The sequence below is a fragment of the Flavobacterium sp. ZE23DGlu08 genome, from assembly GCF_030505335.1.
Taxonomy (GTDB): domain Bacteria; phylum Bacteroidota; class Bacteroidia; order Flavobacteriales; family Flavobacteriaceae; genus Flavobacterium; species Flavobacterium algoritolerans.
Map to the genome: position 1 here is coordinate 2,721,644 of NZ_CP130045.1, position 14,945 is coordinate 2,736,588.

General features: G+C 36.0%; 16 protein-coding genes. 14 read left to right on the top strand and 2 right to left on the bottom strand.

Annotation, left to right across the window (positions count from 1 at the left end; genetic code table 11):
* The first annotated feature begins 30 nt into the window (after positions 1-30).
* Together Q1W72_RS11930 and lipB are read left to right on the top strand one after the other, a co-directional pair.
* Positions 31-795 (top strand): hypothetical protein, encoded by a 765-nt coding sequence (locus tag Q1W72_RS11930; protein ID WP_302135480.1) that lies wholly within the window; start codon positions 31-33, stop codon positions 793-795.
* Positions 796-903: 108 nt separating this feature from the next.
* Positions 904-1,623, top strand: a complete 720-nt coding sequence (gene lipB, locus Q1W72_RS11935; protein WP_302135482.1) for a lipoyl(octanoyl) transferase LipB — start codon at positions 904-906, stop codon at positions 1,621-1,623.
* Positions 1,624-1,630: 7 nt separating this feature from the next.
* Here lipB and Q1W72_RS11940 read toward each other — a convergent pair whose 3' ends face one another.
* A complete protein-coding gene (locus Q1W72_RS11940; RefSeq protein WP_302135484.1) occupies positions 1,631-2,290 on the bottom strand; it encodes a ribonuclease HII in 660 nt (219 codons plus the stop codon).
* 198 nt (positions 2,291-2,488) lie between these two features.
* On the opposite strand from Q1W72_RS11940, the gene Q1W72_RS11945 reads away from it, so the two are divergent.
* The 4 genes from Q1W72_RS11945 (at position 2,489) to Q1W72_RS11960 (ending at position 8,643) form a co-directional block, all read left to right on the top strand.
* Entirely contained in the window at positions 2,489-3,958 is a 1,470-nt protein-coding gene (locus tag Q1W72_RS11945; RefSeq protein WP_302135486.1) for a SusC/RagA family TonB-linked outer membrane protein, read from the top strand.
* A gap of 50 nt (positions 3,959-4,008) precedes the next feature.
* Entirely contained in the window at positions 4,009-5,625 is a 1,617-nt protein-coding gene (locus Q1W72_RS11950) for a TonB-dependent receptor (protein WP_302135489.1), read from the top strand.
* A gap of 17 nt (positions 5,626-5,642) precedes the next feature.
* Complete coding sequence (locus Q1W72_RS11955) at positions 5,643-7,100, top strand: RagB/SusD family nutrient uptake outer membrane protein (protein ID WP_302135491.1); 1,458 nt, start codon at positions 5,643-5,645, stop codon at positions 7,098-7,100.
* Positions 7,101-7,377: 277 nt separating this feature from the next.
* On the top strand, positions 7,378-8,643 hold the full coding sequence (locus Q1W72_RS11960; protein ID WP_291100823.1) for a site-specific integrase: 1,266 nt from the start codon (positions 7,378-7,380) through the stop codon (positions 8,641-8,643).
* Positions 8,644-8,724: 81 nt separating this feature from the next.
* Here the strand turns inward: Q1W72_RS11960 and Q1W72_RS11965 are convergent, their stop codons facing one another.
* Complete coding sequence (locus Q1W72_RS11965; protein WP_139256882.1) at positions 8,725-8,946, bottom strand: hypothetical protein; 222 nt, start codon at positions 8,944-8,946, stop codon at positions 8,725-8,727.
* A gap of 386 nt (positions 8,947-9,332) precedes the next feature.
* Here Q1W72_RS11965 and Q1W72_RS11970 point away from each other — a divergent pair, with 386 nt between their 5' ends.
* From Q1W72_RS11970 to Q1W72_RS12005, 8 genes are read left to right on the top strand one after another with little or no spacing between them, the layout of a single operon-like run.
* Positions 9,333-9,725 carry a single-stranded DNA-binding protein gene (locus Q1W72_RS11970; RefSeq protein WP_072938866.1) on the top strand — a complete coding sequence of 131 codons (393 nt, stop codon included), beginning with the start codon at positions 9,333-9,335 and terminating at the stop codon, positions 9,723-9,725.
* A gap of 43 nt (positions 9,726-9,768) precedes the next feature.
* On the top strand, positions 9,769-10,842 hold the full coding sequence (locus Q1W72_RS11975; RefSeq protein WP_302135497.1) for a DUF932 domain-containing protein: 1,074 nt from the start codon (positions 9,769-9,771) through the stop codon (positions 10,840-10,842).
* Positions 10,843-10,895: 53 nt separating this feature from the next.
* The gene (locus Q1W72_RS11980; RefSeq protein ID WP_302135498.1) at positions 10,896-11,099 is read left to right on the top strand and encodes a hypothetical protein; all 204 of its coding nucleotides are present in this window, start codon (positions 10,896-10,898) and stop codon (positions 11,097-11,099) included.
* A 4-nt stretch (positions 11,100-11,103) separates the two neighbouring features.
* Positions 11,104-11,706 (top strand): PRTRC system protein E, encoded by a 603-nt coding sequence (locus tag Q1W72_RS11985; RefSeq protein ID WP_302135500.1) that lies wholly within the window; start codon positions 11,104-11,106, stop codon positions 11,704-11,706.
* Between the two features lie 27 nt (positions 11,707-11,733).
* Positions 11,734-11,952, top strand: coding sequence for a PRTRC system protein C (locus Q1W72_RS11990; RefSeq protein ID WP_037438461.1), 219 nt, complete (start codon positions 11,734-11,736; stop codon positions 11,950-11,952).
* 17 nt (positions 11,953-11,969) lie between these two features.
* Positions 11,970-13,139 carry a hypothetical protein gene (locus Q1W72_RS11995; RefSeq protein ID WP_302135510.1) on the top strand — a complete coding sequence of 390 codons (1,170 nt, stop codon included), beginning with the start codon at positions 11,970-11,972 and terminating at the stop codon, positions 13,137-13,139.
* Positions 13,136-13,855, top strand: coding sequence for a PRTRC system protein B (locus Q1W72_RS12000; RefSeq protein ID WP_302135512.1), 720 nt, complete (start codon positions 13,136-13,138; stop codon positions 13,853-13,855). Before Q1W72_RS11995 ends, Q1W72_RS12000 begins: the two co-directional genes overlap by 4 nt.
* Positions 13,855-14,661, top strand: coding sequence for a PRTRC system ThiF family protein (locus Q1W72_RS12005; protein WP_072938844.1), 807 nt, complete (start codon positions 13,855-13,857; stop codon positions 14,659-14,661). Before Q1W72_RS12000 ends, Q1W72_RS12005 begins: the two co-directional genes overlap by 1 nt.
* Positions 14,662-14,945 lie beyond the last annotated feature (284 nt).

The window sequence follows — 14,945 nt, forward strand, 5'->3', positions numbered from 1 at the left end:
TTCAAAACAGCGTGAAAAATAGTACAAATCATGTATATTTGGAAACCAATAAATACTCTGAATTACCAAATGAAAATATACGCTTTACTACTTTTAGTATTCTTTTTAACAAGTTGCCAAGTCACAGAAACCATATATTTAAACGAAGACGGAACCGGAAAAATAGAAACGGTATCACTTCGCGATGAACACAGTTATATGCAATTAGCGGGTGAAAACTACTCCAAAGAAGAAATTTTTAGAGATACCACTTATGTTTTTGAAGATTTGATAGCGAAACATTCCGAAACTTTTTCCAGATTGCCAGCATTTGAAAAAGCCATTTTTCAAAAATTTGCTACGGTAAAAGTACATATTAAGAAAAGCTCTTTCGAGAAAGAATTTCGCACAACAATCACTCAAAACTTTAATAAAATAGAGGAAGTCGCAGACTTATACAAAACCGAGGAATATGCAGATGATATAGAAAATAATTACGCATTGGTTGCCGAAGAACATTATTATAGTGTAAATTATGCTTTTGACGGAAGTCTTTTTAAAAGAATAGTAAAAATTACTGATGCAGTTGAGCTAAAAAAACAGCAGGATAAGATTGAAGGATATAAAACGCAAGTTTCTAAATTTAAAATCACGCAACCTTATCTTCTAAAATATCATTTCCCCAGAAAAATAAAATCGGTGTCCAATTCGAATGCAAAAATCAGTGAAGATAGAAAATCATTGGAATTACAATTTCTAATAGCAGATTGTTTAGTAAATCCTGAGAGTACGAATCTGGAAGTTGTTTTAGAGTAACTTATATTGGAAGTTTTTCTTCTCTGTTACTTCTCTTAAAAACTTTGTACCTTTGCAATTCAAAAATAAGTGGACGAAATAGGATTGCTTCGTTCCTAGCAATGACAAATGAATAAAACCATCCAACTTCAAGATTTAGGAGCCAAAGATTACAAGGAAACTTGGGAATACCAAGAGGAATTGTTTAAAGGAATCGTTGACTTGAAAATTCGAAATCGCAGAGAAGAACTCGACTTAGAAACTCCAAATTACTTTCTTTTTGTGGAGCATTCACACGTTTATACTTTGGGTAAAAGTGGTGATTTAAGTAATTTGCTTTTATCTGAAAAGCAATTGGAAACCAAAGGAGCAACTTTCTACAAAATCAATCGTGGCGGCGATATTACCTATCACGGACCGGGGCAAATTGTAGGGTATCCAATTATAGACTTAGAAAATTTTTTTACTGATATTCATAAATACTTGCGTTTTCTGGAAGAGGCCATTATTCTTACTCTTCAGGAATATGGAATTGCTTGCGGCAGAAGCGAAGGTGAAACTGGAGTTTGGTTAGGTGCAGGAACTCCATTTGCAAGAAAAATTTGTGCTATGGGTGTTCGCGCTTCCCGTTGGGTAACCATGCACGGATTTGCTTTAAACGTAAATGCCGATTTAGGTTATTTTGATAATATCATTCCGTGTGGTATTCGCGGTAAAGCGGTGACTTCATTAAATGTAGAACTTGGCGTAGAAAAAGTTAATGAAGAAGAAGTCAAAGAAAAAATCCTGAAACATTTCTCCATTCTTTTTGAAGCGACTTTTGAGAAATCTGCAATCAAAAATCATTAATCTACAATCAAAAATCAAAAGTATACTGTTCCGGCAATAAGCGAAATGTCATTCGGTGGTATTTTGTAACCCCGTAGATTCGAATTGCTTCTCGGTGTTCTTTGGTAGGGTAACCTTTGTTTTGTTTCCAATTGTACATTGGGAATTCCTCATGAATCCGGTTCATATATTCATCACGATATGTTTTTGCCAACACGGAAGCGGCAGCAATACTCATAAATTTTGAATCTCCTTTAATAATACTAGTGTTGGGGATTGAGTTTAGGATTTCAATTTCGGCATCGGTAAAAATCTTTCCTCCGCGATTTTTAATTCCTCCTTTAGGTATTAATGGACTATTTCCGTCTACAATAATAGATTCAGGTTTTGGGTCTAATTTTAGAATGCTCTCCTGCATTGCTTTTATAGATGCATTCAGAATGTTTATTTCATCGATTATTAAAGGTTCCAGATGAGTTACCGCAAATGAAATGCACTCTTGCTCTATAATAGGTCTTAATTTTTCTCTCGCTTTTTCAGACAGTTGTTTGCTGTCGTTTAGTGTACTGTTTTGAAAATCAGAGGGTAAAATTACTGCTGCAGCAGTAACTGGTCCTGCAAGGCAACCACGACCTGCTTCGTCAGTTCCAGTTTCTAAATTTTGTGTTAAAAAAAAGGGGCTTAACATTGTATTAATTTTGACAAAAATATTGATTTGTGAAGTAATATCAAGATATAATTAAGTAAAAAAAACAAAATATAATGGTTTGTGTGTTTTTTAATGAAAAAGACTGATAAAAATAAAATATTTTAATTCTTGTAAATAGTTGGTTTTTTAAGAAATTATTATGATTTTTGTGAAATAACTAATTCAAAATAAATTAATATGAGATTAAAATTTAAATGGATTTTTACGCTATTGTTAGCGTTATCTATGCAGTTTTCTTTCGCACAAGAGAAAACCATTACTGGTGTTGTTTCGGATAATTCAGGATTGCCTTTACCAGGTGTGAGTGTATTAGTGAAAGGAACTAAATCTGGGACTCAAACTGATTTTGATGGTAAGTATTCTATCAAAGCTTCATCAAGCCAGATTCTAATTTTTAGTTATATTGGGATGGAAGCTCAAGAAATTAAAGCTAGCTCATCATCGATTAATGTAAAACTAAAATCCTCTTCGCAAACTCTTGAAGAGGTTGTAGTGGTAGGTTATGGAACTCAAAAGAAAAGAGATGTTAATGGAGCGATTGCAAAAATTGGGGGGGATAAAGTTAAAAATATACCTGTTCAAAGTTTTGATCAAGCATTGTCCGGAGCGGCATCTGGTGTGAACGTTTCTGCTCCAAATGGAGTTTTAGGTAATCAAGCAGTTATCCGTATTAGAGGTATAAACTCTATCAGTTTAAGCTCTTATCCCCTAATCGTAATAGATGGAGTTCCTTCGTGGAATGGAGATAATTTAAATCAAAGTAGTGCGGCGAATAACCCATTGGCAGATATTAATTCAGCAGATATTGAAAGTATTGAAGTTTTAAAAGATGCTTCATCTGCTGCAATTTATGGATCTAGAGCGGCTGCGGGTGTAATATTAATTACGACAAAAAAAGGAAAAGCAGGAAAAGTTGTAGTTAACTTTGATTCTTCAGTAAGCTTTACAAGTGCTTATAATTTGATTGATCTTCTAGATGCAAAACAATTTACTGAAATTAAAAACGAAGGGCTAGCAAATTTTGGGACGCCTGCAAATGGAACAACTAGAGGGTTTTATACCATGACTGATGCTAGTGGAAAATTGGTAGACACTAATTGGTACGATTACGCGTACAGAACGGGTGTTGCATATAATCATAGTATTAATATTTCCGGAGCAACTGAGAATACAAAATATTACTTGTCTGCAGGTCAATTAGAACAGGAAGGTATGTTTATCAATAATGATTTCAGAAGACAAACGGGTCGCTTTTCTCTAGATCATAAAGTAAACAGTTGGATTACTCTTGGAGGGACTTTTAACTATACTAATTCTAGGACTAACGGGCTTAACACTGGATCTGCAAACGGAGCAGCATTTGCTTCATCAGGTGCTGCAAGATTAGCATTTGTTCAAGCTCCTAATGTTGGACCTTTTAATAACGACGGAACTTATAACTTAAGAGCTAACCAAATTGGTTATGGTAATAATTTAACTGCTCTGCAATTTGGAAATGCAAAATATATAATAGATAATAATACTTTTTCAGCTCAAAATGATCATATTATTTCAAATTTTTATATCGGTTTTAAGCTAGCTAAGGGGTTGAATTTTAAATCTCTTTATGGGATAGACAATCTAATTATTGAAAATAAAGATTTTTAGCTCCTTTACAAGGAGATGGATTTACTGACAAGGGTACTGCAACAAATACAATGAATAGATATTCTAGAAAATCTATACAAAACATATTGGACTACAATCTTACTTTAACCGAAAAACATAATTTTAGTGCTTTATTAGGTTCAGAAAGACAATATTCAAAGACGGATGCATGGGGAGCAACTAGAAAAACGGTTTCAGATCCATTTTTCAATGAATATCAAGGTGGATTTAGTACTATTGTTCCAGCAGGAAATTTGCTTGTGGAAAATTATCTTGAATCTTATTTTGGTCGTGTAAATTACGATTTCGACAAAAAATATTATTTCTCTGTAAATGCTAGACGTGATGGTTATTCCGCCTTTGCTCCAGGAAATAAGTGGGGTAATTTTTATGGAGGAGCATTAGGATGGACTTTATCTGAGGAAAATTTTATTAAAAACTCGGCTATTGCTGAAGTCGTAAATTTATTTAAATTTAGAGCAAGCTATGGTGTTGTTGGTAATAATCAAGGAATAGGTAGTTATGCAGCAAGTAGTTTTTTTAACGCTGGACTAAATGGAACAAATCCAACACTGTCTTACGCACAAGCTGGAAATAAAAATCTATCATGGGAAACAAGTAAAAAGACAGATTTTGGTTTGAATTTTGGTTTGTTTAATGATCGAATTTCAGGAGAGTTTGGCTATTATAGAAATAATATTGATGGATTGATTCTTGAAGTGCCACAAGCTGCTTCAACAGGAATTCCAAATAGATCTATTTTAACAAATGTTGGGAGTATGAATAACAAAGGGATTGAAGCTACTTTAAGTGCAAAAATATTCTCAGAAGGAAATTTCAAATGGAATTCAAGTATTAATTTTACAACTCAAAAGAATGTTGTCACTTCTTTAGATGCAAATAATTCAGATATAATAGTAGCAACATCTCTTGAAAACACCAATATTATTAGAGTGGGTGAATCTATAGGTGATTTTTATATTGTTAAAACAGGTGGTGTGAATCCAGCTAATGGAAGAAGAATTTTTTATTATAGAGATGGTACTGCTGTACAATATGATCATTCTTCACCTGTAGCTTCAAGATGGACAAAAGTGAGTGATGGTTCAGTTACACGTGCTGCGAATCAAGCTGCTGATGCAGTAGTTATGGGGCCGGCATTGCCAAAATATTTTGGTGGTTTTTCTAATACATTTATGTACAAGGGGTTTGATTTAAATGTTTCGATGTATTTTTCTGGAGGGAATTATGTGTACAACGGAACAAAAGCTGGTTTACATGATCAAAGAGTTTGGAATAACTCAGCTGATGTATTGACTCGTTGGAAAAACCCTGGTGATGTTACAGAAATACCAAGAATAGTTTTTGGTGATAACGTGTCTAATGGGTCGTCAATGCCAATCTCAGATAATTTAGAAAAAGGGGATTTTATAAAAATCAGAAATATTGCTTTTGGTTATAGTTTGCCTAAAGATTTAATTAATAAAATTGGTCTTACGAATTTTAGATTTTATTTGAGTGTACAAAATGCATTCACATTTACTAAATATTCCGGTTTTGACCCAGAAATTTCTACAAATGGAAATTCGAATGGCTCACCAAGTGTAGATAGAAACTCTGCACCTATGGCCAGAACATTTTCATTTGGTTTAAATCTAAGTTTATAATTTAAAATAAAAGAACAATGAAAAAAATATATTTAATACTATTTTCTGCAATAGTAATATCGTCTTGTAGTGACACCGATGCATTGTCGCCGGTAAATCAAACAAGAATTTCAGAAGCTAATGCCTTTGAAACCCCTGAAAGAGTACAACAAACAGTTTTAGGATTGTATGCTGGTGTAAAAGATGGGCAATTTTACGGAGGACGATATTTTAATTATCAGGATGTTCGTGGCGAAGAATTTAATAATGATAGGTCAAACGGTGTAACCAATCTATTAACATGGAATTTTGGAATTGCTTCTAGTACTTCTGAAGTTAATAATTTATGGAATGCTGGATATTTAGCCATTAACAGATGTAATGTTGTTATTAAGGGTTTGGAAACTTCTCCAATATCTACTGCTTTGAAAACACAATATACAGCAGAAGCTGCGTTTTTAAGAGCTTTATCTTATTACTCATTAGTGACATTGTATGCAAGGCCGTATTGGGATAGTAATGGTGCTACACCAGGTCTTCCGTTAAGGCTTAACGCTGAGACAAGTAGTGGAAACAGTGATTTGGTAAGATCTAGCGTTGCTGAAATTTATGATCAGATTATTATAGATTTAGATTTTGCTGAAAATAATTTGTTAACAGCTAATCTTGCAGATGGTGTAAATTCTTCAGCATATAACAATACTACCAGAGCTCATAGAAATACTGCAATTGCACTAAAAACTAGAGTCTATTTAAGTATGAGGAAATATGATAAAGTGATTTTGGAGGCTAATAAAATTGTTTCAAACACAGCACCATTTTCTGCGACTAGTGGAGTTCCAAATAGATTGGCTCCAGCAATTGCTTCTGTTTTTGCAACACCTGCATTAACCTCTGAAAATATATTCTCATTTGCATTTAGTCCTACTGATATTCCAGGAACTCAAAACTCTCTTGTAAGTTACTATTCTAACACTGCTGGTACAGGAGAATATTCCTTGATATCTACTGGGATTATTTCAAATTTGGGCTGGAAAACAACTGATGCAAGAAGAGCTTTAAACATTGTTAATGGAGGTAAAACATATCTTAATAAATGGACTAAAAGCACTGGGGATCCAGATTATGTAGCAGTTATTCGTTATTCTGAAATTCTTTTAAATCTTGCTGAAGCTATAGTTAGAGATAACAATTCTATTGACGCAAGAGCAGTAGCGCTTTTAAATGCTGTACGTCAAAGATCTGATGCGACAACGGTATTTACTGTTGCATCATTTACGAATGCCCAAGCTTTGTTAGATCAATTAGCAATAGAGAGAAGAATTGAATTGCTTGGAGAAGGTTTTAGATCATTAGATGTTATGAGACTTGGACAAGATTTTGCTGCTAAAGGTACAGCATCAGCTGTTACTTCAACAGATAATCAATACATATGGCCAATTCCATTGAGCGAACTTTTATACAATAAATTGTGTGTGCAAAATGGTACTTATTAAATATTTTCTTTTATTCTAAAAAAATTAGTAAAAAGCAAAAATAAGCAAAACGATTAAAACCGTTGCTATACAATGCTTTCTAAAAGAGTAGTCTTAGTTTGGAACTCGGTGTCTGATACGTTTTGGTCGTGAAAACACGAAGTTAGGTTACTAATTCGTTACCGATTGATAAAGGTAACTATAGAGTTTAACTAATTATATTTCAGTGTTTTGCACTCTTTTTTACATTCCCTTGTAACTCAAAGTAATTTAATTTTAAACATTAAACATTTGAGTTATGGAACAGACGAAAAAATCTACGTTCAAACTGCTTTTCTATCTGAAAAAGAATGAACCGAAAAAGAACGGTAACGCTCCCATTATGGCACGCATTACCATTGATGGAGCAGCTAAGACTTTGGGAACAAAGTTAGAAATTAACTCCAATAATTGGGATTTAAAGTATGGAAGAGTTGAGGGCAAAAGTGTCAAAGCATTGAGCATTAACCAAAAATTGGATAACATACGGGGACGTATCGACACTATTTATGAAGATATGCTGAAACAGGAGGGTTTTGTCACGGCAGAAAAGCTAAAACTCGCATTTCTCGGTGTTGGTGTTATGGACGATTCCTTACTGAAAGTATTTAAAAAGAACAATGAGGATTTTGGAAAAATGGTGGATAAAGGAGAACGCTCCAAAAGCACCTACTACAAATACAAAATTGTCTATAACCACGTCGCAGAATTTATAAAAAGCAGGTATCATCGTGATGATATGGCGTTTCGGGAATTGACCTGTGATTTTATTAGGGAATTTGATTTCTTCCTTAGAATAGACAAAGAATGCAAACATAATACTGTTTGGGTATATACGATGCCACTCTATCGTGTTGCAGAAATAGCTGTCAAGAATAGTCTTATCAGGATAAATCCTTTTGAAGATTATGAAATCTCTATGAAAGAAAATGACCGTAGTTATCTACTTAAAGAACACGTAGAATCCCTTTTATTACACAATCCTTCAAAACAACATTATGAACTTGTAAAGGATCTTTTTGTATTCAGCTGTTTCACAGGGTTATCTTATATCGATATTAAACAACTTAAAAGGACTAATATACAATCCTTTTTTGATGGTCACGATTGGATTATAAGCCGAAGACAAAAATCTGATGTTGCTTCTAATGTAAGACTTATGGAGATACCCAAACGAATTATTGAAAAATACAAAGGTACTACCAGAAATGATTCTATTTTCCCCGTTCCTACAAACAAAATTTGTAACAGTCATATAGACAAGCTTATTCAGGAATTAAAGATTGTTACAGAACAAAAAGTGACCTTTCACACAGCAAGGCATACATTTGGAACGATGTTTTTAACAGAGGGTGTCCCATTGGAAAGCCTCAGTAAAATGATGGGGCACAAAAATATTTCTACGACACAGATTTATGCTAAGATTACCAGCCAAAAGATAAGTAAGGATATGGATCTGGTATCTCATAAATTCTCTGGTATGGAAGCAGCATTTATTGAAATGGAAAACGAAATTATTGTTTGAAATTTATTCTTTACATACAGATTGAAGCAGGATTTAACCATCCTGCTTTTTTTATGCCCATACTTAATCCTCAAAGCACATTTATTTTCCAACGCAAATCTCACTGCTAATAAAAGAGCTTTGATTGGATACTTGATAAAGCATATTGAAAAAATCTCCCGTCACTATTTCTTGATGATATTTTTTAAATACCCTTTCAGTGGCTTCCCTAGCCACCACCAAAAACAATAGTTGTTTAGAAATTCTCCTGAAAGGATGCAGGTTTTGTAACCACATAGACCATTCCCTAAATGCCTTTTCCATTGGCTTCCACATAAGTTTTATTCAAGAAGCCGGTATGCTGTTTTGTCCCATTTCAAGAGCAAAGGTATTTCCGTGTTCTTAACGCAGAAACAAGGTCTTGCCCTCCGGGTTTGCAAAATAATCTCCACCCATTCGGGTCGTATTTTTTTGACAAAACCTTGTTTCTGCTAAACACGAACCTTTTATGCTCGTGAAACGAAACAAAGCATACTCCGGCTCTTTAGACGAATAAAAAAAATGTCAGAAATGAAAAAATACAGCATTGAAAATGGCAAAAAAAGTGAAACGAAACTTCAGCACCTCCTCTCATTGCCGAATAAATTAAGGCAAAAAAAATCAAGGCAAAAAAATCAAACAAAAATTCAATAACGTAAAAATCGAAAATCATGAACATCACAGGAAGATTGACAAGGGATGCGGAAGTACGCACAACCTCACAGGACAAACAAGTAGTAAATTTTTCAGTAGCCATCAATGACAGCTACAAAAACAAATCGGGCGAACGCATAGAGCAAACAACCTATTTCGACTGCTCTTATTGGATAACTCCAAAAGTAGCCAAGCTACTCACAAAAGGCACATTGGTAGAACTATCGGGAAGAGTAAGCACGAGAGCGTGGACAGGTAATGACGGAGAATTAAGAGCAGGACTTAATTTTCATACCTCACAAATCAAACTGCACGGAGGTAGCAGGAAAGCCGAAACCGTACAGGCTACTGCACAAACCAAAAACAACAAGGTTACAGCACAGGAAACAGCGGACGACCTCCCATTCTAACAACTAGTATTCAATCATTTTTAACATCAAAATTTTAAGTATTATGGCACATAATATCAATTTTAACGAGAGAACAGGACATTATTCATTCTTTAGCGTACAACAAAAAGCGTGGCACAGTTTGGGGCAAATCGTGGAGCAATACCCAACAAGCGAGGAAGCTATCAAATACGCAGGGTTAGATTACGAAGTCGTAAAATCCCCATTATTTACCAAAGGTTCGGGCATTATTGAAACGACTAACGGTATAGAAATAGGCAGTAGCGAATTGGAAGTGCCTAACTATTTCGCCAACATCCGTACCGATAACAATGCAGTATTGGGCGTAGTGGGTAGAGATTACCACATTGTACAAAATCGTGAAGCCTTTAATTTCTTCGATGCTATCGTAGGCGGTGGCGAGGGTATTCTCTATGAAACCGCAGGAGCATTGGGCAACGGAGAACGCATATTTATCACGGCAAAATTGCCCGACTATATCCGTGTAGGCAATGGCGATGATGTAACGGAAAAGTACATTTTCCTGACTACTTCGCACGATGGTAGCGGAAGTATCACAGCCGCATTTACGCCTATCCGTATCGTTTGTCAAAACACCCTTAACGCTTCGTTACGGAATATGACCAATGTAGTCCGTATCAAACACACTTCGGGAGCAAAACAGCGTATAGAGAACGCTCACAAGATTATGGGACTTGCCGACACATTGAGCAATCAATTAGAGGGAATTTTCAATGAGTGGGCAAAGGTAAAGGTAACAGACCGAGAGGTAAGAAAGCTAATCCAATTGGCACTTTGCCCGAATAAAGAAACTTTGGATTTAATCAAAAAAGGTGCGGAAGATGAAATTTCAACCGTGTTCAAAAATACCGTTGAGGACGCATTTGCTTATGCAATGATAAGCGACACACAACAAATGGACACAACAAAAGGCACATTGTTTGGAGCGTACAACGCTGTTACAGGCTACTATCAGAACGTAAGAAATTACAAAAATGACGAAGCCAAGTTGCAAAGCATCGTATTGGGTGGTACTGCCCAACTCAAATCACAAAAAGCATTTGACCTATGTACGGTATTTGCTTTGGACGGAGCAGAAATTCTAAATCTTAATTAAAGAACCCACAGGCTACCGCCTTAAATGGTGGTAGCTTAATATAAACAAGGGATATGAAAGTAAACGATTTAAACGGTTGTCCAATAGAGATAACAGATTTAAAAGAAGCAATAAAAATAGCAAGGAGGTACAAGGAATACCGCCACGAAGACAAGAATTTTTCGGAGTTCGACAAAAGACAAAATGCCTATTGGTCGGATATGTACGAGAAACTGACAGTAATCAAAGAACAATTATCAAACACATTAAAATTATAGAACAATGAACACAAATTTTTTCAATCAGATACAGCAGTTGGACTTTACAGGAGTATTGCAACTGAACATTTCAAAAGGAATAGAAAGCAACCTAATAGTAACGGTAATGCTCAACAACGAACAATGCGGAGATAATGCCAAAAACGGTATTCCTCCATTGACATTCAACGCCACACCGCAGGAGTTTGACGAGGGATTTTTTGAGCAGATAACCGCACCTATCAAAACCGTTTCGGGCTTAATGGTAGATATGGAAAAATTCCTAAAACAATTGGAAGAAGTCAAACGCCAATCGGCTATGGAAAAAGAAAAAGCCGACAAGCAAAAGAAAGAACAGGAAGCCAAAGACAAGAAGTTTAAAGACGGAATGGCAAAGGCTGACGAACTCGAAAAAGAGGGCAAGTTCCGTGAAGCGTGGATAAAAGTTCCCGATATGACGGAGTTCCCTGAAAAAGCGGACGAGATACGCAAACGCAAAACATTATTATCTGACAAGTTTGCCACACCGAACCTTTTCGGAGCAATGGAAGAAGCAACACCTGAACCGTCACAATTGGAAGAGGTTACTGCCGATTACCCCATAGATGAAGAAGATGAAGAAGAATAAAAGTATTAATTCAAAAATCGAAAAATTATGTTATTAGCAACTCAATTAGAACGAGTTTTTATACTCAAAGATAAAGGACAGGACATCAGATTGACCGACCCCGAACCACGTTGGAGCGTGGAGGCAGTAATGAATTTTTACGCCAATATGTACCCTATTTTGACTACTGCAAAAGTATCTGCACCGCAAATCAAAGATGATGCAGTAGAGTACAAATTTGAGAGCGTAATGGGTACGAAAGGTTAAACCAAAATAGTAAAACGATGAATTATGCAACACAACATTATATCGGGAGTTATCAGACTACCCGAACAGAAACGACAACGGCAGTTACACCGACAGTTGGGCGAGTTCGCAAATTGGCTACAAAGACCAAAGGACGCAAACCAAGTGCAGAAAGACAAGCAGAAATCCGTACCAATAGCAATGCTACCAATGGTATTCTAAAGTGTACGTTTCTGCCTAAACTGAAAACGGCACAATCCGTACAGGCTTGTCAGAAAACGGAGAAGGATTTTTACAATTCCCTTTCCCGACTTGCCGAACATTACAGTATTGAACCAATGCAGACAAAAGATTTTGGTTTTCCCTACAATATGGTATTAGCAATGTGGGATATGGAAACCAAAGTAAAACGTGCCAACATCAATTGGGATAGTTTCAAATTGGTACAGAATAGTAAAAAAACATTTTTTGTAAGCAAGGAAAGGCACAATGTGGGTACAACCTTGTATTATATTCCCATTATGCCACTCTTTCAAATGCTCAATGACCCAAAGCGTAAAAAGACCGCACAGCTACTTATATTGGTATGCAGTTATCTGTATCATATTGCCGATGTACCCTATTACAGACAGGAAGACAGCTATTTGTATTGGCTATATGAAATGCAAAAAGACTGGATAGAACAGGACGATGAAACGGACGAATCCGAAACGTATAAAAGTGAGTTAAGAAATGCAGAATATATTGGCGACAGGATAGAACAGAAACTATTTAACCGTATCAATCTAAAGATATTTAAACAGCGTTTGAGCCGATTTAAAAGCCTTGATACGTTCGACAAGGAATGTTGGCAGGTGGCTTGCAATACGTTTGCCCTTTATACTGAATATCCGAACGCAACTATTTTCAGAAATGCACCAAGACCCGAACAAGACCCTTATAATGATGATGATGATGAAAACGAAACTATCGGAATGGAAAAGTATATATCTTTTATTGCCGATACCAAAGGTTGGCTGTATGAAAGCCTTTCGGATAACATCAACAACGAGTTTAACGAGTATGGGGCAATGGAAGAACCAACCATTAGCAAACAATTTGACGGAAGCGAAATAACAGCAACCAATCTTGATTTTGAGAACCGTTTGTTTGCTTTATTGAACGATTTATGTGGGTTGCTATATGACTATAAAACAACAGAAAAATGAACAACGTAAATAACATAGCCGAGAATTTCGGAACATTGTACCATCCAAAATCCGCTTTGGTTTTCTATGAAACCGCAGGAACAGAAACCGATATGTATGTGGAACATTTTGATATGGATAGCAACGGAACGCCTATAAATGCCCACCCATTGACAGTAAAAGAAGCCAACATATTGGCAAAGGCTTTACAGACCGATGAAGAAAAAAGCACAGCCTTTTTAAAGCCAAAGGGAATTTTACCGACTAACATTCTGCATATCAATCCAAGTGAAAAAGGTACGGTACTTTGGTGCACCAAAGCACAGCAACGGCAACTATATTTTGTAAACGGTTTGGGCGTACCTAACGGCAAAGCACAAGTACCACCAATGCTTTGGTTAGCAAGTAAAAGCAGTCTTATGGTATTTGCTTTGACAAATGACAGAAGACCAACCGAGAAAACGCTACTGCATTACGCACCTTTCTTCAATATTTACGAAAAGGGCAATGTATGTATGGGTACTGTTAGTATTGATATTAAAAATTCGGCTTCGGTTGAAGAATTTATACAGGCGTGGGAACATTATTTTTTCAATTCCTATTTCAGCCATTCATTATGCGAAAACGTGACAAGAAAAAATATTGTAACCCTTTGGAAAGACCTAATCAATACAGATAAACCCTTTCCTAAAGAGGTATTGAAAAAGAATAATAAAACCCTTAAAAATCTATTGTGATGAATACTACAAAAACAGCAGTCCATTTTACGGACAATTATTTACTCAATCCTACCAACCCGATTTCGGTAAACCTTATCGGAGCAGGTGGTACAGGCTCAAAGGTATTGACCGCTTTAATGGAAATAAACGAGAGCTTAATAGCGTTAGGACACTCAGGGTTGCAAGTTCGCCTTTGGGACGATGACAGTATTACCACCGCCAATTTAGGCAGACAGCGTTTTGCAGAAAGTGAAACAGGATTATACAAATCCGTTGCTTTAATCAATCGTTGCAACCGTTGGGCAGGTACAAATTGGAAAGCCGAAACGGTAAAATTTGAAAAGGACAACTTTGGCAGACTACCCGAAAAAGCAAGGGCTACTATTACCATTACTTGTGTGGACAATGTACAGGCGAGGTTCGGCGTTGCTGAAATTCTTAAAGAAATAAGCTACCGCAGACACTACCAAGACGAACCAAAATATTGGTTAGACTTTGGAAACAGTCAAGATACGGGGCAAGTAATACTATCTACTATTGGAGCCATAAAGCAACCTCATTCAGAGAAATACGAAACGGTGGCAAGTCTGCCATTTGTTACCGATGAATTTGGCGAATTGCTGAAGCAATCCGAACAAGAGGACAACACGCCAAGTTGCTCACTTGCCGAAGCATTGGAACACCAAGATTTGTTTATCAATTCATCATTGGCACAAATGGGTTGTTCCTTATTGTGGAATTTATTCCGCAGAGGAATGACCGAATACAAAGGATTTTTTCACAATCTGAAAGATTTTCGCACCCACCCGATAAAAGTCGCCTGACCTGACCCCGATTACTCTATCAGGACGGGCGGCAAAAATGCAATTCCTAACTACGGTCGGAAACGCATTTTTGCATTTAAAAAGGTGCAACCACTTTGTTAAAAATCTTCCATTTCATTCTTTCATTTCCCTATTTTTCCAAACAGGTTGCGAGATATTTTCGTGGGATATTCAGTATCCCTTTTTTAGTTTTGAATTGACATCTTTTCTTTCCAAACTGCGACCAAAGAAAAGATTCTGTGTTGTAAAACAAATTTTTTTAGTTTTATTTCGTGTTAAATTGT